At 56.1% G+C, this 17,730-nt stretch carries 19 protein-coding genes, 1 other RNA gene and 1 pseudogene; 12 read left to right on the plus strand and 9 right to left on the minus strand.

Annotation, left to right across the window (positions count from 1 at the left end; all coding sequences use genetic code 11):
- Positions 1–50: 50 nt before the first annotated feature.
- Both glnK and amtB read left to right on the plus strand, forming a co-directional pair.
- On the plus strand, positions 51–389 hold the full coding sequence (glnK, locus tag VPX56_RS05570; protein WP_119935278.1) for a P-II family nitrogen regulator: 339 nt from the start codon (positions 51–53) through the stop codon (positions 387–389).
- Between the two features lie 35 nt (positions 390–424).
- Positions 425–1,711: an ammonium transporter AmtB gene (gene amtB / locus VPX56_RS05575; RefSeq protein WP_131633256.1), complete on the plus strand. Its 1,287-nt coding sequence runs from the start codon at positions 425–427 to the stop codon at positions 1,709–1,711.
- Positions 1,712–1,808: 97 nt separating this feature from the next.
- Here the strand turns inward: amtB and tesB are convergent, their stop codons facing one another.
- Positions 1,809–2,669: an acyl-CoA thioesterase II gene (gene tesB / locus VPX56_RS05580; RefSeq protein ID WP_326470386.1), complete on the minus strand. Its 861-nt coding sequence runs from the start codon at positions 2,667–2,669 to the stop codon at positions 1,809–1,811.
- 203 nt (positions 2,670–2,872) lie between these two features.
- Between tesB and VPX56_RS05585 the strand changes: the two genes are divergently transcribed.
- Positions 2,873–3,400, plus strand: a complete 528-nt coding sequence (locus VPX56_RS05585; protein WP_131633254.1) for a YbaY family lipoprotein — start codon at positions 2,873–2,875, stop codon at positions 3,398–3,400.
- Positions 3,401–3,437: 37 nt separating this feature from the next.
- On the opposite strand, the pseudogene VPX56_RS05590 reads toward VPX56_RS05585, so the two are convergent.
- Positions 3,438–3,752: pseudogene (locus VPX56_RS05590) on the minus strand (MGMT family protein); the annotation flags it as partial.
- Between the two features lie 166 nt (positions 3,753–3,918).
- Here VPX56_RS05590 and ffs point away from each other — a divergent pair.
- The 3 genes from ffs (at position 3,919) to VPX56_RS05605 (ending at position 4,737) form a co-directional block, all read left to right on the plus strand.
- An RNA gene (gene ffs, locus VPX56_RS05595) (signal recognition particle sRNA small type) lies at positions 3,919–4,015 on the plus strand.
- A 258-nt stretch (positions 4,016–4,273) separates the two neighbouring features.
- On the plus strand, positions 4,274–4,525 hold the full coding sequence (locus VPX56_RS05600; RefSeq protein WP_326470387.1) for a hypothetical protein: 252 nt from the start codon (positions 4,274–4,276) through the stop codon (positions 4,523–4,525).
- Complete coding sequence (locus VPX56_RS05605) at positions 4,522–4,737, plus strand: hypothetical protein (protein WP_131633251.1); 216 nt, start codon at positions 4,522–4,524, stop codon at positions 4,735–4,737. The genes VPX56_RS05600 and VPX56_RS05605 overlap by 4 nt, the downstream gene beginning before the upstream one ends.
- 61 nt (positions 4,738–4,798) lie before the next feature.
- Here VPX56_RS05605 and yczR read toward each other — a convergent pair whose 3' ends face one another.
- Positions 4,799–6,220, minus strand: a complete 1,422-nt coding sequence (gene yczR, locus VPX56_RS05610; protein ID WP_326470390.1) for a MocR-like transcription factor YczR — start codon at positions 6,218–6,220, stop codon at positions 4,799–4,801.
- Between the two features lie 87 nt (positions 6,221–6,307).
- Between yczR and yczE the strand changes: the two genes are divergently transcribed.
- The 3 genes from yczE (at position 6,308) to VPX56_RS05625 (ending at position 11,263) form a co-directional block, all read left to right on the plus strand.
- On the plus strand, positions 6,308–6,919 hold the full coding sequence (gene yczE, locus VPX56_RS05615; protein ID WP_326470392.1) for a membrane protein YczE: 612 nt from the start codon (positions 6,308–6,310) through the stop codon (positions 6,917–6,919).
- A 77-nt stretch (positions 6,920–6,996) separates the two neighbouring features.
- Positions 6,997–8,067, plus strand: a complete 1,071-nt coding sequence (locus VPX56_RS05620; protein ID WP_131633248.1) for a LacI family DNA-binding transcriptional regulator — start codon at positions 6,997–6,999, stop codon at positions 8,065–8,067.
- A gap of 103 nt (positions 8,068–8,170) precedes the next feature.
- On the plus strand, positions 8,171–11,263 hold the full coding sequence (locus VPX56_RS05625; RefSeq protein WP_326470394.1) for a beta-galactosidase: 3,093 nt from the start codon (positions 8,171–8,173) through the stop codon (positions 11,261–11,263).
- Positions 11,264–11,268: 5 nt separating this feature from the next.
- Here VPX56_RS05625 and VPX56_RS05630 read toward each other — a convergent pair whose 3' ends face one another.
- A complete protein-coding gene (locus VPX56_RS05630) occupies positions 11,269–12,834 on the minus strand; it encodes an EAL domain-containing protein (RefSeq protein ID WP_326470396.1) in 1,566 nt (521 codons plus the stop codon).
- Positions 12,835–13,066: 232 nt separating this feature from the next.
- On the opposite strand from VPX56_RS05630, the gene VPX56_RS05635 reads away from it, so the two are divergent.
- Entirely contained in the window at positions 13,067–13,327 is a 261-nt protein-coding gene (locus tag VPX56_RS05635) for a type B 50S ribosomal protein L31 (protein ID WP_131633245.1), read from the plus strand.
- 2 nt (positions 13,328–13,329) lie between these two features.
- Complete coding sequence (gene ykgO / locus VPX56_RS05640) at positions 13,330–13,470, plus strand: type B 50S ribosomal protein L36 (RefSeq protein ID WP_003859006.1); 141 nt, start codon at positions 13,330–13,332, stop codon at positions 13,468–13,470.
- On the opposite strand, the gene VPX56_RS05645 is transcribed toward ykgO, so the two are convergent.
- A complete protein-coding gene (locus tag VPX56_RS05645) occupies positions 13,467–14,177 on the minus strand; it encodes a GNAT family N-acetyltransferase (protein ID WP_326470398.1) in 711 nt (236 codons plus the stop codon). The two genes, ykgO and VPX56_RS05645, sit on opposite strands and share 4 nt — an antisense overlap.
- A gap of 100 nt (positions 14,178–14,277) precedes the next feature.
- Here VPX56_RS05645 and pdxR point away from each other — a divergent pair, with 100 nt between their 5' ends.
- Positions 14,278–15,738: a MocR-like pyridoxine biosynthesis transcription factor PdxR gene (gene pdxR / locus VPX56_RS05650; protein ID WP_326470400.1), complete on the plus strand. Its 1,461-nt coding sequence runs from the start codon at positions 14,278–14,280 to the stop codon at positions 15,736–15,738.
- Here pdxR and VPX56_RS05655 read toward each other — a convergent pair.
- From VPX56_RS05655 to tomB, 4 genes are all read right to left on the minus strand, one after another.
- Positions 15,710–16,177: a YlaC family protein gene (locus VPX56_RS05655; RefSeq protein ID WP_326470402.1), complete on the minus strand. Its 468-nt coding sequence runs from the start codon at positions 16,175–16,177 to the stop codon at positions 15,710–15,712. The genes pdxR and VPX56_RS05655 overlap by 29 nt on opposite strands.
- A 106-nt stretch (positions 16,178–16,283) precedes the next feature.
- Positions 16,284–16,835, minus strand: a complete 552-nt coding sequence (gene maa / locus VPX56_RS05660) for a maltose O-acetyltransferase (protein ID WP_326470404.1) — start codon at positions 16,833–16,835, stop codon at positions 16,284–16,286.
- Positions 16,836–17,043: 208 nt separating this feature from the next.
- Complete coding sequence (locus VPX56_RS05665; RefSeq protein WP_131633240.1) at positions 17,044–17,262, minus strand: HHA domain-containing protein; 219 nt, start codon at positions 17,260–17,262, stop codon at positions 17,044–17,046.
- A 27-nt stretch (positions 17,263–17,289) separates the two neighbouring features.
- A complete protein-coding gene (tomB, locus tag VPX56_RS05670) occupies positions 17,290–17,664 on the minus strand; it encodes an Hha toxicity modulator TomB (protein ID WP_008499288.1) in 375 nt (124 codons plus the stop codon).
- Positions 17,665–17,730: the final 66 nt, after the last annotated feature.

Here is a 17,730-nt window from a genome sequence, read left to right on the forward strand (position 1 = left end):
CCCTTTCGTGTTAGCTGCGGCCATTACCGAATTCTGACTGGAGGGGATCTATGAAGCTGGTTACGGTGGTAATTAAACCATTCAAACTCGAAGACGTGCGTGAAGCACTGTCCTCTATGGGTATTCAGGGACTGACTGTTACCGAAGTGAAAGGCTTTGGTCGTCAGAAGGGGCATGCCGAGCTTTATCGCGGGGCGGAATACAGCGTTAACTTCCTGCCAAAAGTAAAAATTGATGTCGCGATTGCGGACGATCAGCTCGATGAAGTCATCGACATCATCAGCAAAGCGGCCTACACCGGCAAAATTGGCGACGGCAAAATTTTCGTTGCTGAACTGCAGCGCGTCATTCGCATCCGTACCGGCGAATCCGACGAAGCGGCACTGTAAATAACGCCTGGCACACAGTGATAGGGATCGAGAAAATGAAGATAGCAACAATCAAAACGGGTCTGGGGTCGCTGGCGCTGCTGCCGGGCCTGGCCATGGCTGCCCCTGCTGTGGCAGACAAAGCCGATAACGCATTTATGATGATCTGCACCGCGCTGGTGCTGTTCATGACTATTCCGGGCATTGCGCTGTTTTACGGCGGCCTGATCCGCGGTAAAAACGTGCTCTCTATGCTAACGCAGGTTGCCGTGACGTTCGCGCTGGTGTGCGTGCTGTGGGTGGTTTACGGTTACTCGCTGGCCTTCGGCGAAGGTAACGCCTTCTTCGGCAGCTTCAACTGGGCGATGCTGAAGAATATTGAGCTGACCGCGCTGATGGGGTCCTTCTATCAGTATATTCACGTTGCGTTCCAGGGCTCATTCGCCTGTATTACCGTGGGCCTGATTGTCGGCGCGCTGGCGGAGCGTATTCGTTTCTCTGCGGTGCTGATTTTCGTGGTGGTCTGGCTGACGCTCTCCTACGTGCCGATTGCGCACATGGTCTGGGGCGGCGGTTTGCTGGCGTCTCACGGTGCGATGGACTTTGCGGGCGGGACCGTTGTCCACATCAACGCCGCGGTTGCGGGTCTGGTGGGCGCGTACCTGATTGGCAAACGCGTGGGCTTTGGGAAAGAGGCGTTTAAGCCGCACAACCTGCCGATGGTCTTTACCGGTACGGCTATCCTCTACTTTGGCTGGTTCGGCTTCAACGCCGGGTCTGCAAGTTCGGCTAACGAAATCGCCGCGCTGGCCTTCGTGAACACCGTTGTCGCGACGGCAGGTGCGATCCTCTCCTGGGTGTTTGGCGAGTGGGCCGTGCGCGGTAAGCCGTCTCTGCTGGGTGCCTGTTCCGGCGCGATTGCTGGGCTGGTCGGTATTACCCCTGCGTGTGGCTACGTGGGCGTCGGCGGTGCGCTTCTGGTGGGGCTGGTGGCGGGTCTTGCCGGCCTGTGGGGCGTGACCGCACTGAAGCGTATTCTGCGCGTTGACGACCCATGCGACGTGTTTGGCGTCCACGGCGTGTGCGGCATCGTCGGCTGTATAATGACCGGTATCTTTGCCGCGAAATCTCTGGGCGGCGTGGGGTATGCAGAAGGCGTGACGATGGTTCATCAGGTGCTGGTACAGCTGGAAAGTATTGCCATCACCGTTGTGTGGTCTGCGGTTGTCGCCTTCATCGGCTACAAGCTGGCGGACATGACCGTCGGGCTGCGCGTACCGGAAGAGCAGGAACGCGAAGGTCTGGATGTGAACAGCCACGGCGAGAATGCCTATAACGCCTAACAGACAGCAAAACGGCAACCGAGAGGTTGCCGATTTTAGTGTTTATTCCCTCTCCCCGTGGGAGAGGGCCAGGGTGAGGGCATCAGGCCGCACAAGATCACCCTCGATTACGCATCACCCCTTCCTGCACTGTAGAAGCCACCAGCACGCCATCCTGCGTATAAAACTCCCCACGCACAAACCCGCGAGCGCTCGACGCTGACGTGCTCTCCACGCTGTAGAGCAGCCATTCATTCATATCAAATGGACGGTGGAACCACATGGAGTGGTCAATGGTTGCGACCTGCATCCCTTTCTCCAGGAACCCAACGCCGTGCGGCTGTAGCGCAACCGGCAGGAAGTTGAAATCAGACGCGTAGCCCAGCAGGTACTGATGTACGCGAAGATCTTCCGGCACGGTGCCATTGGCTCGCATCCAGACCTGACGCTTGGGTTCAGCGGTGTGGCCTTTCATCGGGTTATGGAATTCGACAGGGCGGATTTCCAGCGGCTTATCGCAGAGAAACTTCTCTTTAACCTGCGGCGGCAATAAATGCGCGAGCGCGCGGGCAATGTCCGTCTCAGACTGAAGATCGTCCGGCGACGGGGCGGGTAGCATCTCTTTCTGATGCTCATAACCCGGCTCTGGCGCCTGGAACGAGGCGGTCATGTAAAAGATGGGTTTGCCGTTCTGAACGGCCGCCACGCGACGGGCGCTAAAGCTGTTGCCGTCACGTAAAACCTCAACGTCGTACACAATCGGCTTTGCACTGTCGCCAGGGCGTAAGAAATAGCTGTGAAAGGAGTGCACCAGACGGTCTGTCGGGACGGTTTCCTTGGCCGCGTACAGCGCTTGTCCTACCACCTGTCCACCGAAAACCTGGCGTAAGCCTAAATCTTCGCTCTGCCCGCGATAGAGTCCTTCCTCTATTTTTTCCAGATTCAGTAATGTCAGCAGATTGTTCAGTGCTTGACTCATAGTCGTCCTCAATAAACGCCGTGGCGAAAGATACGCAGAGTATAACGCAGAAATGAAAGTGGTCCGATGGGTAGAATAGTCTGAATATCGGCTCGAAATTAGGCATTAATCAGTGATTTGTGCCACACTTGTTTACGTTATGTGAATGAAACGACATCGGATGGGATCGATCCCGCTGGTGCATTGATGATAAGGAGACTTCAATGAAACTCGTGCCAATGCTAAGTGGTATAGCAATTGCGGTAGCGCTCTCTGCTTGCGCCGGTAAAAGCGCTCAGGTGCCCGTGCCCGCTGCAGATCCTAACGGGATAAATACACTTTCACAGCAGTCCATTCAGCAGCCAAATGTGTCCGGTACTATCTGGATCAAGCAGAAAGTTGCCTTACCGCCGGATGCGGTATTAACGGTAACCCTGTCTGACGCCTCGCTGGCGGACGCGCCGTCTAAGGTTCTGGCGCAGCGTGCGGTGCGTACAGAGGGTAAACAGGCACCGTTCAGCTTCGTGTTGCCGTATAACCCATCAGACGTGCAGCCAAACGCGCGTATCCTGCTGAGCGCGGCGGTAACGATCAACGATAAGCTGGTCTTTATCACCGATACCGTGCAGGAAGCCGTTAACAACGGTGGAACCAAAGTCGACCTGAACCTGGTGCCGGTAACGCAAACGGCACTCCCGGTTGCGCCACAAGCGAACCAGCCGGCTGTCCCTACGCCGCCTACCCAGCTGTAATTAAGGCTAAACCCTCTCCTGCGGGAGAGGGTGTCAATCAGTACACCCAGCGGTACTTCTGCAAATCTATCTGCCCCGACCCTGACACCTGTATCCCCTCGGAAAGCAACGCCTGACGCTGGCGCTGAAGATCCGGCCCGGTGAGCGAAATCGCGCCGTGACGATTCACCACGCGATGCCACGGTAAGGTGCTTCCCTCCGGAAGCCGCTTCAGTACGCCGCCGACCTGGCGCGCGGCACGGGGAGAACCGGCAAGACGGGCAACGTCGCCATAGGTTGTGATATAGCCTTCCGGGATTGAGGCCACGATTTGCCATACACGCTGTGGAAAGGTGTCGTGTTCGTCCATATCTATGCCTGTGGGATTGTCTGGACAGCCATGTTAAACTAGGTTCTTACTGATTACTGCGCCTGTTTGCGCAATAAACCAGCATTCGGACGCCTGCGGCTTGCAATTACAGGGCGGCATAGCGATAATGCGCCAGCGCGTTGGTTAACAACGCTCTCAATGGGGGCCCTGTTGGTTCTCCCGCAACGCTACTCTGTTCACCAGGTCAGGTCCGGAAGGAAGCAGCCAGGGCAGACGACGTGTGTGCCGGGATGTAGCTGGCAGGGCCCCCACCCATTTCAGCCTCCATGATCCCCTTACTCTACCGCCAGTTAAAATAGCCTTTATTATATAAAGGGTATTTAATAGTCTGCGTAATATATCTTTCATTTATTTGAAATATTACTGTCATAAACCTGTAATAATAGACTGTCATTTTATTATTGGGTGTCTTTTTTCCGTCATAAGCAAAAAATATAGATCTGGCTTAGGCGGATAACTTCGTGTATTAAATAAAGAACTTATTCCGAAGGGAAGTAACAATCATGGCTACTGCGGTACTAAACGTTAAAATTGATGAAGCGCTGAAAGAAAGACTTCGCCACTACGCGGAAGTGAATAACGAGAATTTAAGCGTGACGACAGAAAAACTGCTGCTGCTGGGATTTGAAGCAGTAGAAGAGGCGGGAGTATCGGAAGAGGATATTGATAATCAGCATACGGAAGAAGAGAGTGTAAATCCATTTACTCCTAAAGAAATCAAAGCACTACGCAAACTTCTGAAGAAGAGAAAATGAAACAACAACCGTCAACTGCCTGTGACTACAAAGAGGCCTGCGATCTGTTACGCTCAGGCTACGTCAAGCATGTACGTCTCGGCTGGAATGTAGGAAGCGATGAGTTCTTTCGTATTGCGTCTGACTGGTGTGACACCGGCGCAAAAATAAAGAAAGAGGGTGAAAGTTTTGTTATTTCGCTGAAAGGTTTCCCTATTCCTCCGCAGCACTAAATCCTGGCCGGTGAAAACTGCTGACTGCATGCATTACAGTCAGCAGTTTTTATTATTTACATTATACCAGGCTGCGCTTAATTGATGGCGTGCTTTTATTTAGCGCCAGCCAAAGCGGTTTAATTCTTAGCAGCGCTTCTTCAAGCCGATCCGGGTCGAGCGTGAAGGGCATGCGTAAGTAGCGATCAAACGCACCGGAAAGACCAAACCGCGTGCCCGTTCCCAGATTTATCCCCAGCGTTTCGGCACGTGCGGCCAGCTGCGTCGCATGCATGCCGGGCAGCTCTATCCAGTAGGAAAGCCCGCCTTCGGCCTCCTGAAATCGCCATTCAGGGAAGTGCTTTTGCAGCAGCTCGCGACACCGGCTGCGGTGTGCCTTCAGCATTTTTCGGCGCGCGGGCAGGAAGGAATCGCTATTTTCAATCAGCCACTGTGTTGCCAGCTGTTCCAGTATTGGCGAGCCCAAATCAAGGGTATCGCGGGTCTGGGTCAGCGCTGCGATGGTGCGCGAGTTGGCGCGGATCCATCCGAGGCGAAGTCCTCCCCAGAAGCTTTTTCCGGCGGAGCCGAGCGTAATCACGTTTGCCCCCGGGTTAAAGGAGGCCAGCGGCGGCGGCGGCGGCGCGTCAAACCACAAATCCACCATCGTTTCATCGACAACCAGCGTGGTGCGTGTCTGCGCAGCAATATCGGTTATGGCCTGACGGGTGGCGCGGTCCATACAGCGCCCTGTTGGATTGTGGAAATCCGGCATCAGGTACGCCAGGCGGGGGGCCGTCTGGGCAAGCGTTGCCGCGAAGCCATCCGTATCCCAGCCCTTATCCGGCAGCGAAACGCCCACGGGCCGACATTGCGCCCCCTGGATAGCGGCGATCGCCAGCGGATAGGTAGGATAATCAACCACGACGCGATCGCCCGGGCCGGTCATCATCCGCAGCACCAGCGCAAAGCCGCTCACTGCACCGTTTACTACCATCACTTCATCTGCCTGGGTCGGCAGCCCTCGCGCGGTATAGCGGGCGGCAATAGCTTCGCGCAGTGCCAACAGCCCAAGCTGATCGTACCCCGTCAGGGTAAGGTGCTGCGGAATGGTCGCGAGCGCATGGGTGTAGGCCTGGTGGATTTCGGGTCCGGCATTGAGCGCGGCAGTCGAGAGATCCAGCGCCGCGCTGGCGGCTGACAGGGTGGGTATGGCGCGGGTATCCGGCAAAATCACGCGTGAGCCGCTGCCGTGTCGGCTCTCGAGGTATCCCTCCTCCCGCAGATGGGCCAGCGCGCTGCCGATGGTTGTCCTGCTCACGTCCAGCGCAGTGGCCAGCTCCCGTTCGCCCGGCAGCCGCGTGCTAAGCGCCAGCCTGCCGTCAAGAATTAACAGACGTAATCCGTCAGCCAGCTGACGCCAGAGCGGGGTACGCGACGAGGGCTGCTGCCAGTGGCCTAACAGGCGGACCAGAGACTGGCTTCCGAAACGACGTGATGACATGTGCAGTCCACTATTTCAAAACTGGACATTAATCATAATGCCATTTTGGTTCAGGATGAAAGTCTGGTTATTCGGAGAAGATAAAAAATGCTACGTCGTCTGGTACAGCTTTACGTCGGTCTGGGGCTTTACGGCCTGTCCACCGCAATGTTTATTCGCTCGGATCTCGGTGTCGATCCGTGGGACGTTTTTCACCTTGGGGTGGCACTGCAGCTGGGGATGAGTATCGGTACGGTGATTATTTTGACCGGGGCGGCGGTGCTGCTGCTGTGGATACCGCTTCGTCAAATGCCGGGGCTTGGCACTATCAGTAACGTAATCTGTATCGGCCTCGCGGCGGATGCTTCGATGGCGCTGATCCCCGAGCTGACTTCGCTACCGATACGCATCACCCTGCTGCTGTCCGGCATTGTGGTGAATGCAATTGCAACGGGTATGTATATTGGCGCGGGCTTTGGTGCCGGGCCGCGAGATGGCCTGATGACAGGGATCCATGCGCGTCTTGGCTGGTCGATTCGCAGCGTGCGAACCGGGATCGAGGTGAGCGTGTTAATTATCGGCTGTATTCTTGGCGGAACGTTTGGCGTAGGCACCGTGGTGTATGCCCTGACCATTGGCCCTATGATTCAGCTCTGCCTGCCGTGGTTCCGGCAGAAGCCGCGCGTAGATAACATTCCTCAGCCGGAGCAGATTGTTTAATTTTGCGAAGCGCTCACATGCTTTAAGGGTAACGCTATGCCACAATAGTGGACCCTCTCGACGCGAAGCCGGAATGCATGAAAGCGATCACCCTTTATGATGTCGCCCTCCTTGCGGGGGTTTCTTACCAGACCGTTTCCCGCGTGATTAACGATGCGGAGCATGTCTCCGCCCGCACGCGGGAAAAGGTGCAGCGGGCGATGGCCGAGCTGCACTACGTCCCTAACCGTGGCGCACAGCAGCTGGCGGGAAAACGTACGCGTACCCTGGGGCTGATCACCACCGATCTGGCGCTGCATGCGCCTTCGCAAATAGCCTCTGCCGTAAAATCCCGCGCGCTGGAGCAGGGGGCGAGCGTGCTCATTTCGATGGTGGAACATCCGCAGCAGTGCCAGGCCGCCATCCAGGAGCTGCTGGCGCAGCGCGTGGACGCACTGCTGGTCAACGTCCCGCTGGACGATCCGCTTGCCGAACAGCTCAAAACGCTGGCTGCGTCCGTACCGGTGCTGTTCCTGGATGTTTCTCCTTCTGCGCGGGTCAACAGCCTGGTGTTTAATGCCGGGCAGGGGGCCAGCCTGGGGGCTGAACATCTTCTCTCCCTGGGGCATCGGCGTATTGCTCTCCTGAGCGGGCCAGAAAGTTCCGTCTCTGCGCGCGCGCGCCTGGCGGGCTGGAAAGCCTCGCTGGCGCAGTCCGGGCTTGAGCCCGTAGCGGTGGCCTACGGGGAGTGGAGTGCGGCCTCCGGATATGAAAAAGCCCATCAGCTGTTATCGGGCGCGCAGTTGCCCGACGCGATTCTGGTGGCGAATGACCAAATGGCGCTTGGCGTAATGCGTGCCTGCGCCGAAAAAGGGATTGCGGTGCCGGGGCATATTTCTATTGTCGGGTTTGATGATACCGCCGACAGCGCCTGGTTTTCTCCTCCCCTTACGACCGTTCGTCAGGCCTTCCGCGAGGCGGGCGAGCGAAGCGTGGAATGGCTATTGGCGCCCACGCAGGAGAAAAACGGCTGGCAAATGCAGCTGCCCGTGACCTTAATCGCACGGCATTCCAGCGCGCCTCGTGCAGCCGATCGAGCCGATCGTGACGATCTTGCCCGGCAGTTGAAGGCTCTGACGCTTCTGGCAGAGAAAATCGCGCGGGAGTAATGCTTTTGTGATCTGACTCGCTACGTTGCGATCGGACACTTTACCGCCATACATTACCAGGGCATGTTGACTAAAATTGTGAGCGCTTCGCAACGAGGTAAACATGTCTGATACATCACCGCTGACTCTCAGCGCAATTCTGGCTCGCCGGGACTGGGAAAACCCTGGCGTAACGCAGTGGAACCGCCTGGCAGCGCATGCGCCGTTTCATAGCTGGCGAAATGAAATCTTAGCCAGAGAGGATGCCGGCTCGGTCAGCCGACGCTCTCTTAACGGGGCGTGGCGCTTTAGCTTCTATACCGCACCTGAGCACGTTCCGCAGGCATGGCTCGCGGAGGATAACGCTGACGCGGTTGCGATGCCTGTTCCGTCAAACTGGCAGATGCAGGGCTTCGATACCCCCATCTACACGAACGTGACCTATCCCATTGCCGTCAATCCGCCTTTTGTTCCGGCAGAAAATCCTACCGGTTGTTACTCGCTCACATTTGAGATGGACGAGGCCTGGCTGCAGAGCGGGCAAACCCGCATCGTGTTCGACGGCGTAAATTCGGCGTTTCACCTGTGGTGCAACGGCCAGTGGATAGGCTATTCGCAGGATAGCCGACTGCCCGCCGAGTTCGATCTCTCTGCCGTTCTGCGCCCGGGCGAAAACCGCCTGGCGGTAATGGTCTTGCGCTGGTGTGACGGGAGCTATCTGGAAGACCAGGATATGTGGCGCATGAGCGGCATTTTCCGCGACGTAACGCTTCTGCATAAGCCGGAAACGCAGATCGCCGATTATCACGTCGTAACCCGTCTGAATACTGAATTAGATCGCGCGACGCTGAACGTCGATGTGGCGCTGGCGGGCGCGAAATTTAGCGAGTGCGAAGTGGCCTTTACCCTCTGGCGTAACGGCGAAAAATGCGCCAGCGCCACCCAGCGTCCCGGCTCCGACGCGGTGGATGAGCGGGGAAGCTGGGCAGAGCGCTTGACGGTATCGCTACCCGTTGCCGCTCCCGCACTGTGGAGCGCTGAAGCGCCGGAGCTGTATCGCCTGACGATCGCGCTGCTGGACGGGGAGGGGAATACGCTGGAGGTTGAAGCCTGCGACGTTGGCTTCCGCCGCGTTGAAATCAGCAACGGCCTGCTGAAGCTCAACGGTAAACCCCTGCTCATCCGCGGGGTGAACCGCCATGAGCATCACCCGGAAAACGGTCAGGTGATGGACGAAGCAACCATGCGTCGCGACATCGAACTGATGAAGCAGCACAACTTTAACGCCGTCCGCTGCTCTCACTACCCGAACCATCCCCTGTGGTACACCCTTTGCGATCGCTACGGGCTGTACGTTGTCGATGAAGCCAATATCGAAACGCACGGCATGGTTCCAATGAGCCGCCTTTCGGACGATCCCCGCTGGCTGCCCGCCATGAGCGAGCGCGTTACCCGCATGGTGCTGCGCGACCGCAACCATCCGTCGATCGTTATCTGGTCGCTGGGGAATGAGTCCGGGCACGGCGCGAATCACGATGCGCTCTACCGCTGGCTGAAAACCACCGATCCTACGCGTCCGGTGCAGTACGAAGGCGGCGGGGCAGATAGCACCGCCACCGATATCGTCTGCCCGATGTACGCCCGCGTCGATTGGGATCAGCCGTTCCCGGCCGTGCCGAAATGGTCTATTAAGAAGTGGATCGGCATGCCGGATGAAACGCGTCCGCTGATCCTCTGCGAATACGCCCATGCGATGGGAAACAGCTTCGGCGGATTCGCTAAATACTGGCAGGCATTTCGCAGCCACCCGCGCCTGCAGGGTGGGTTTGTCTGGGACTGGGTCGATCAGGCGCTGACGAAGAAAGATGAGAAGGGCAATCCTTTCTGGGCCTACGGGGGGGATTTTGGTGATACGCCCAATGACCGACAGTTCTGCCTTAACGGGCTGGTGTTCCCCGACCGCACGCCGCATCCGGCACTATACGAAGCGCAGCGCGCCCAGCAGTTCTTCACCTTTACGCTGGTCAGCACCTCTCCGCTGGTTGTGGAGGTGCAGAGCGATTATCTGTTCCGCCAGACCGACAACGAGCTGCTGAAATGGTCAATAACCCGCGACGGGAAAGCGCTGGTATCGAGCGACCTGACGCTGTCTATTGCACCGCAGGGCGCGCAGCGTCTGGAGATCCCGCTGCCCGAACTCGCGGCCGAGCCGGGCGAGGTCTGGCTGAATGTTGAGGTGCTTCAGCCGGAGGCGACGGCGTGGTCACCAGCCAATCATCGCTGCGCCTGGGATCAGTGGCCGCTTCCCGCACCGCTGTACGTTGCCGCCCGCGAAGAGACGGGCGAGACGCCAGTTTTAGCGCATAAAGAGGGCGTTCTGGAGATAACGCATCAGCATCAGCGCTGGACGTTCGATTGTGCCTCAGGAAACCTGACGCAGTGGTGGCGCAATGGCGTTGAAACCTTGCTCTCACCGCTGGTGGATAGCTTTACCCGCGCCCCGCTGGATAATGATATTGGCGTGAGCGAGGTAACGCGAATCGACCCGAATGCATGGGTTGAACGCTGGAAGGCGGCGGGGATGTATGATTTAACCTCGCGCATGCTGCTGTGTGAAGGGAACCAGCATGCGGACGGCGCGGTGGTAACGACGCAGCACGTCTGGGAGCATCGCGGCAAGGCGCTGTTCCTGAGCCGTAAGGTCTGGCGGGTTGACGCGCAGGGCGCGCTGCATGCCGACGTCGAGGTGCAGGTTGCCTCCGATATCCCCGAACCGGCGCGCATTGGCCTGAGCGTACATCTCGCCCAGGCGCCGGACACGGTGCGCTGGCTGGGGGCGGGGCCGCTGGAAAACTATCCGGACAGAAAGCTGGCCGCGCAGCAGGGGCGCTGGGAGTTACCGCTGGAAGAGATGCATACGCCTTATATCTTCCCGACGGATAATGGCCTGCGCTGCGATACCCGCGAGCTTGAGTTTGGCCCGCATCAGCTGCAGGGACATTTCCATTTCTCCCTGAGCCGCTACGGCCAGCAGCAGCTGCGTGAGGTCACGCACCATCACAAGCTTCGTGAGGAGCCGGGATGCTGGCTCAATCTCGATGCGTTTCATATGGGCGTGGGCGGCGATGATTCGTGGAGTCCGAGCGTTTCGCCTGAGTTCATCCTGCAAAAGCGCCAGCTACGCTATCGCGTTACCTGGCGGCAACGGCCGGAGTAACTGACTCAAGTAACGTGCTGCTCAAGGTTGTGTTCGGCCCAGAGCACGAATTCCACCTTCGGCAGCGCCTTACTATAGTACCAGCCCTGACCATACTGCACGCCGTGACGATGCAGCCAGTCGAGCTGGCCCTGGGTTTCAATGCCCTCGGCAACCATCGCCAGCTTGAGTGATTTCGCCATTTCAATAATGTGCGGCGTGACGTTTTTGTACTCCAGCGCATCCACAAAAGATTTGTCTATTTTTAGCGTGTCGACGTCCAGATCCTGCAGATAGCTCAGGCTGGAATAGCCGGTCCCGAAATCATCAATATATACAGGGTGCCCCGAGCGGCGGAATGCGGCTATGGCGGGGGCGCTCACTTTGGGATCGGCAAAACCGCGTTCGGTAAGCTCAAGGGCAATTTGTCCAGGATGGACTTCCCATTTGTTCAGCAGGTTATGAAGCAAAGGTGGCAGCTTGCCGGAGGTCAGATCGTCGGACGCGAGATTAATGGAAATATGCTGATCCGGATGGTGATGCAGCCAGTGCCCCATATCTTCGAACACTTTTTCCACGATGAGCTGGGTTAACGGTGAAATAAGGCCAGTCTGCTCTGCCAGCGGCACAAAAATATCGGGTGACAAGCTGCTTCCGTCTGGCTGCGGCCAGCGCGCCAGCGCCTCGGCCCCCACGATCTTACCGCTGCACAGCGCCACAATGGGCTGATAGTGCACCACAATATCGCGCCCGTTTATGGCGTCCTGCAGTCGGTTTTTGGGCGACTGGATGCGGCGCAATATGCGGATCAAAAACAGGGCGGCAAGCAGGCTAACCAGCATGCCAAAGGGAAGCCAGAAAAAGAGCTGCTTATGCCAGCTCTCTTCCAGCGGTTTCAGCGCGGCCCATGCCACCACGGTATATCCCAGGTCGGACACCGACTTTGCAATGTACATTGAACCTTTGTACTGCAGTTGCGTCAGGCTCTGGGTTTCCAGAAGTTGACGGATGTGGGGGTTAAGCGAATCGCTCCTCGCGAAAATAATATTATTGCCATGACCGATTAGCGCAGCATCGGTGCGCATAGAGCCAAAGGGAATGACATCGACCAGCGATTCAGGGTCAATCATCACCAGATAGTGTGCTTTACCCAAAACGGCCATGTAGTGATTAAAGCCCAGATCGTTTTGCGTGGTGATCCAGGCGCTGTAGCCGTCAGAGGTCACGCGCATGGGAGGCGGAAAAGGCCCGGCGTGGCTGACCTGCTCCAGCGAGGAGCAGACGGGTTTGAGGTTGTCGACGTAAATCACTTCCTGCACATAGCGATATGAGAACGTGAGCCGGCGCAGCTCTCGCAGGTGCATCTGACTGCAGGGCAGATAGGTGATTGTTTGCAGCTGCGTAAGGGCATCTTTTGCCTGTCCCACGACTTTGTCTGCCCGAAGCATCACGCGGGAGGCGTAGTTTTCCAGCGCATCAACGAACTGTTTTTCCGCCTGGCGATGCGCCAGCCAGATACTGAGGCAAATCGGTATCAGCACAGAAAAGATCAATATGCCTGTCACCAGGCTGACCAGATGTCGGGTTTTCATGCTGCTGTTTCCTTCTCATATGCCCGTTGCAGTAGCACTGAGTGTGATCGCCTGAGGAGAAAGATTTTACCGCGAAATGATATAGTTATAGCACGCGACGGTCATTGATTTCAGCCTGGTGTTGGTAAATCACAAAATCTTGTCGGAGTGGTAGCGCATTATCAGGGGTTGTTTTTGCGGCGAGGCTCGGATATTATTTTGTTATGTTATAACAAAACATGAGAAGACAGCGATGAAACCTGATATCCATCCAGCCTATCGCACCGTTGTGTTTCACGACACCAGTGCCAATGAATACTTTAAGGTCGGCTCAACCATCAAGACCGACCGCGAAATTGAACTCGACGGTGAAACCTTCCCGTATATCACCATCGAGGTTTCTTCAAAATCGCACCCGTTTTATACCGGTAAGCAAAAAACGTTCTCGACAGACGGCAGCGCAGCGCGCTTCCGCAAGCGTTTTGGCGGCTTTCTTAATGCGAAGCGAGGTTAATCATGCAGGTGCTTAACTCACTTCGCAGTGCCAAACAGCGTCATCCGGACTGCCAGATCGTCAAACGCAAAGGGCGTTTGTACGTGATCTGCAAATCTAACCCGCGCTTTAAGGCGGTTCAGGGACGTAAAAAAAGACGCTAAGCGCGTTGTTCTCGCCAGCTTTCCAGGGATCTTCTCTGCTTGCCATCGGGCGTGAAATTGCCGATGGCAAGCCAGTTTTCAAACGCGCTCGCCAGCGCCGGCCATTCGTTGTCCACGATCGAAAACCAGTCGGTGTCCCGGTTGTGGCCTTTGACGACCAGCGCCTGGCGAAAGCGCCCTTCAAACTGAAAGCCCAACCGCAGCGCCGCCCTGCGGGAAGGCTCGTTCAGGCTGTTGCACTTCCATTCGTAGCGTCGATAGCCCAGGGTATCAAACACGTACTTCATCAGCAGGTATTGAGCTTCCGTTGACATCGGCGTGCGGCTGAGGAGCGGGGAGAAATGCACGTGCCCCACCTCCACGACGCCATTTTTGGGATCGATGCGCATCAGCGCCAGCGTGCCCACCGGGGCCTGCGTCTGATTATCGATAACGGTGAAATGCATTGGATCCGATAGCGCGCACACGCTTTCAACCCACCCGGTAAATTCGGCTGCGGTCGCATCGGGCTCACGCAGCAGCCACGTCCAGCTTCGCGTGTCTGCAGCAAGGGAATAAGCGGAAAACAGCGCATCGGCGTGTTCCACCCGCAGCGGTTCCAGCCGGCAGTACTGACCCTGAAGCGTTGCCCGGGAAGGGTACGGTCGTGGCTGCCAGTCGACAAGCGCGTCGCCTACGGGCTGCCCAAACTGGTTAAACGTATTCATCTTCATCTCCTTGATAGTGAAAGAGCTTTAGGCTAGTGAATAACTGGTTCCTTAAAAAGAACCAACGCGCTATGTTTTGTTGGTACCACGAGGAGAATGGATGAATATTCCGGGCGACGATTTTTATACTTTAGTGAGTGCAGCGCTGAAAAAACGCGGCGAAGAAACCCTGCAGCGTGCGCTCTATCTGGCGCTGCGGGAGTCTATCTTGTGTGGGAGATTGCAGCCCGGCAGCAGGCTGTCCGGCTCGCGTACCCTGGCTCAGCAGCTCTCCCTGTCCCGAAACACCGTCAACGCAGCGCTGGAGCAGCTTACGCTTGAAGGATATCTCCTGCGCAGCCGTCAGGGAACGCGGGTGGCGCAGCTGGCGCAGCGTGACGTTGCCCTGGATTTACCTGAGCCCGCCGTCACGCTTGCCAGACGCGTCGCGCAGCTTCCCGCTCCCGTTGCCAGAGATACACCCGTTCCGGCCTTTACGCCGGGCACGCCCGCCATCAATTATTTTCCTCTCCCGCTGTGGCGCCGCCTTTACGATCGCGTGCTGCGCGAGGAGGGCAGTGCACTTTTAGGCTACGGCGATCCGGCTGGAGAACCGTCGTTACGATCGGCTATCGCCCGCCATCTTGCGATATCACGCGGTATTGATTGCGACGCGAGTCAGATAGTGATTACCGAAGGCGCACTCGAAGGGGTTAACCTGTGCACGATGCTGCTGAGTGAACCGGGCGATGTTGTATGGGTAGAAGATCCTGGGTATGCCGGGGCAAAAAGCGCATTTGCAAAAGCAGGCCTGACGATGGCAGGTATGCCGGTTGATGAAGAAGGGATCTGCTGGGAAGGGCAACAGGCACCGCCCCCTTCGTTTATTTTCACCTCGCCTTCGCATCAGTTTCCGTACGGAAGCGTGCTCAGCGCGCGGCGGCGTCTGGCACTGCTGGAGCTGGCCCAGCGGCACAACGCCTGGATTATTGAAGATGATTACGACAGCGAGTTTCGCTATACCGGCGAACCCGTCCCGGCGATGCTGGGAATGGTGAACAATGCGCCTGTGGTTTATCTCGGCACCTTCAGCAAAACGCTTTTTCCGTCACTCAGAATCGGTTTTATGGTGCTTCCTCCCGCCCTGGCGAAAGCGGCTCTCCCTGCCATCGGCGCGTTATTGCGCGGCGGTCACCGTGCAGAACAGCGAACCCTCGCGCTGTTTATTGAAGAAGGGCACTACGCTCGCCATCTTGCCGCCATGTGTCGACTCTATCGTAAACGCTATCTGCAGCTACGCGAGGCGCTGGACGCGGAGCTGGCCACGGCGCACCGCATTCTGGCGGGTGAAGGGGGAATGCATCTTACGGTGTCGATTGAGGGCATCGACGATCGGCGGCTTGTCCAGCAGGCGAGGGCGTATCAGCTTGCTCCCGCCGCGTTGAGCGGGTACTACCTTGATGCCCGGCAGGGGCAAACGGGTCTTGTATTGGGCTACGGTAATACTTCCGCGTCACAATTCGCGCCGGGTATCCGGCGCATACAGAGGTTAATTACGCTGCAGCAGGGCGGGAAAGGGTAAAGACATCATAGAAGGAGAGATCGCCTTTTGTTGAAACCATTTTCTGCAGTTTCTCTTTGAGGCCTGTCTCTACTGCCGGGGAATGCATGATGCTGTCGATTAATTCCGATGGCACATAGCGGGTGTTATACCATTCGCCGTTATAGCAGACCCGGAAATCAAGTACGTCGATATCTTCATAGCGATAGCGTGGGTTGACGTCGAAAAAGAAGAACGCGTTAAATACCACAAACAGCACAACGAGCAGCCACACGGAGTCCACCAGGGTTTCGGATGTTAGCATCACCACAAGCGTTGCCAGCCAGGCCGCGTACATGGCGACAAACAGCCCCGGATGTTTGCGGATAAAGCTAATGCTAAAGCGCGGGCGATTGTCGCGCTTTTCGCGAATGTTAAGATCGTCGATGATGGCGGTAAGCAGGCGCTGTATCTCGGTCATTTTTTACCTTCATGAATGTTGAAAATACAGGGGATCTGCCTATTTTAGGGGAGCCACCAGGCTGAAAAAAGTAACAGTTGTGCCCTGAAAGACCATAACAGTTCAGCTACAGCATTTTAATAATTTTCGCCGGATTACCACCGACCACCGCGTTGGCAGGGACATCTTTTGTTACTACCGCTCCGGACGCCACGACCACATTGTCACCCAGGGTTACGCCAGGGTTAATGACGGCCCGCCCGCCAATCCAGACGTTATTGCCAATGGTCACGGGTTTGCCAAATTCAACGCCGCTGTTCCGCTCGCCTGCATCCAGCGGATGGGTCGCGGTATAAATATGTACGCCGGGCGCGAGCATGCAGTTGTCGCCGATATGAATGGGGCAGACATCCAGCATCACGCAATCGAAGTTGGCGTAGAAGTCTTTGCCGAGGTAAATGTTATAGCCGTAATCACAGCGGAAGCTGGGCTCAATATATGCCCCTTCACTTTGCCCCAGCAGGTCGGCCAGGATCGTCTGGCGCTCGATTTTTTCATCGGGGGCGGTATGGTTATAGCGGTGAACCTGATGTCTCGCACGCATTCGGTCGGCCCTTAGCGTCTCATCACCCGGGCGATAATGTTCGCCTGCAATCATCTTCTGTTTTTCAGTACTCATGGGAACCTCTCTGGATACACTTACCACAGCGTAAAGGGGATTGACCAGAAAGGGAACGTTCCCGAAAAGCTGATGTGACTACAGTCACAACATTGTTGCTGATGAGCACTTTTTACACGGGGACCTGGCGTACGCACAGGGATCGTAATTCGAAAGGTGAATTCAGCTTAGAAAGTGGTGCAGAACCTCTAAAGAGACGCTTCGAACATTAACGGACAAATTTCCACACGGAAGAGGGTATTTTGTCATAAAGTTTATTCATTGTGAGCTCAGCAAGCCGATGATCAGCCGCTGAATAAAATACAGCCAGTTCATTATCGGAAAGCTCGTATTTATTCTTCTCAATGACACGTTCAAGCGTGTCAATAGACTGACAGCGTCGCAAGCGCATTAAATAATCGATTTTTGTGAGTGGTTTTTCAGACATAAATTCACCTTAGTAATTGTAATAATTTTAACAGGAAAGGCTAACCGGGTTAGCTCTGCTCACGTTGACAAAACAGCGAAATAGACGATTTCCCGATTTACGCCATTTCTGCAAATCCTGTGCGTTAATGCCGTAACTGCTGAACAACATAAAGGTGTCATCCAGGTATTCGTCAATTTGCTCAATCAGCTTATTATCTTCATTATACTTAATTTTATAATTAAGTGCGAAGGTTGCGATATGCTCAATCAGCTCATTTAACTGTAGATTGATGGCAGAGGTTGGGTCATTCACCCAGCCATGATTGCTTTCATCAAGATTAGCAAGGCAGTCATGGTACAAGGATTCGCAGAGAAATTTCAACTGCGCGATATCATGCCTTTTTGGCGAGTACTCGTCCATAGCGCATCCCCTTTTGTCACCGAACATCAATGTCGGGATGGATACAACTTACTTAGCCACACGGGT

The organism is Enterobacter wuhouensis (genome assembly GCF_035835995.1).
Classification (GTDB): Bacteria; Pseudomonadota; Gammaproteobacteria; order Enterobacterales; family Enterobacteriaceae; genus Enterobacter; species Enterobacter wuhouensis.